At 70.4% G+C, this 1478-nt stretch carries 1 protein-coding gene; it reads right to left on the bottom strand.

What is annotated here, in order from left to right:
- Positions 1-1457: type I polyketide synthase (locus ABT130_RS47575; RefSeq protein ID WP_350966499.1), on the bottom strand; the 1457-nt coding region annotated here is incomplete at its 3' end.
- Positions 1458-1478 lie beyond the last annotated feature (21 nt).

Here is a 1478-nt window from a genome sequence, read left to right as displayed (position 1 = left end):
TCATCCTCACGCCCCGCCAGCAGAGCGGCGACCTCCTCCTCGGCGGCCTGCACCGCCACCATCGCCCCACCCGACGGCAACGCCTGCATCAACCGACCCCGCGCGGCCACCAGCGCACACGCATCGCTCAGCGACAACACCCCGGCCACATGCGCCGCCGCGATCTCCCCGATCGAATGCCCCGCCAGCACATCCGGCCGTAGCCCCCACGAGGAGACCAGCCGGAACAACGCCACCTCAAGCGCGAACAACGCCGGCTGCGCCCACCCCGTCCGATCCAGCGCCTCCACCTCGGGCGTGCCCGGCTCGGCGAACAGCACCTCACGCAACGACCCGTCCAGCAACGGATCCAACTCGGCGATCACCGCGTCCAATGCCTCGGCGAACACCGGGAACCGCTCATACAGTTCCCGGCCCATCCCCACCCGCTGGCTGCCCTGACCGGTGAACAACACCGCCAGCCGCGGCTCCGGCCCGGCCATCCCCTCGACCACACCGGCACCCGGACGGTCCTCGGCCAGCGCACCCAGCCCGGCCAGCACCCCATCACGATCGCCGGCCAGCACCACCGCTCGATGCTCGAACGCCGACCGCGTCGTCGCCAGCGAGAACGCCGTGTCGATCAGCCCCAGCCCGGACTCGCCCTCCAGGAACGACGCCAACCGCTCGGCCTGCGCCCGCAACGCCCCCGCCGTACGGCCCGACACCAGCACCGGCACCACACCGGCAACCGGTGCGTGGTCCTGCGGAGCGTCCTCGTCCGCGGCTTCCGGAGATTCCACCGCTTGTTCGATGATCACGTGGGCGTTGGTGCCGCTGATCCCGAACGACGACACCCCCGCCCGCCACGGCCGCTCCACCCGAGGCCACGACCGAGATTCGGTCAGCAACTCCACAGCACCGGCCGACCAGTCCACATGCGAGGACGGCGCATCCACATGCAACGTCCTGGGCAACACCCCATGCCGCATCGCCATGACCATCTTGATCACACCGGCCACACCAGCCGCCGCCTGCGTATGACCGATGTTCGACTTGATCGACCCCAGCAACAACGGCCGGTCGGCGTCCCGGTCCTGGCCGTAGGTCGCCAGCAGAGCCTGCGCCTCGATCGGGTCACCCAACGTCGTGCCGGTGCCGTGCGCCTCCACCGCGTCCACCTCTGACGGCGACAACCCCGCACCGGCCAGCGCCTGACGGATCACCCGCTGCTGCGACGGACCATTCGGCGCGGTCAACCCGTTCGACGCGCCGTCCTGGTTCACCGCCGACCCGCGCACCACCGCGAGCACCTGATGGCCGTTGCGGCGCGCGTCTGACAACCGCTCCAGCACCACCACCCCGATACCCTCGGCCCAGCTCGTGCCATCGGCCGCCTCAGCGAACGCCTTGCACCGCCCATCAGGAGCCAGCCCACCCTGCTGACTGAAATCGATGAACGCACCCGGCGACGCCATCACCGTCACACCACCGGCCAA

It is taken from the genome of Streptosporangium sp. NPDC001681, assembly GCF_040298085.1.
Taxonomy (GTDB): domain Bacteria; phylum Actinomycetota; class Actinomycetes; order Streptosporangiales; family Streptosporangiaceae; genus Streptosporangium.
The sequence above is the reverse complement of the archived record's forward strand: the minus strand, read 5'-3'. Positions and strand labels throughout refer to the sequence as shown.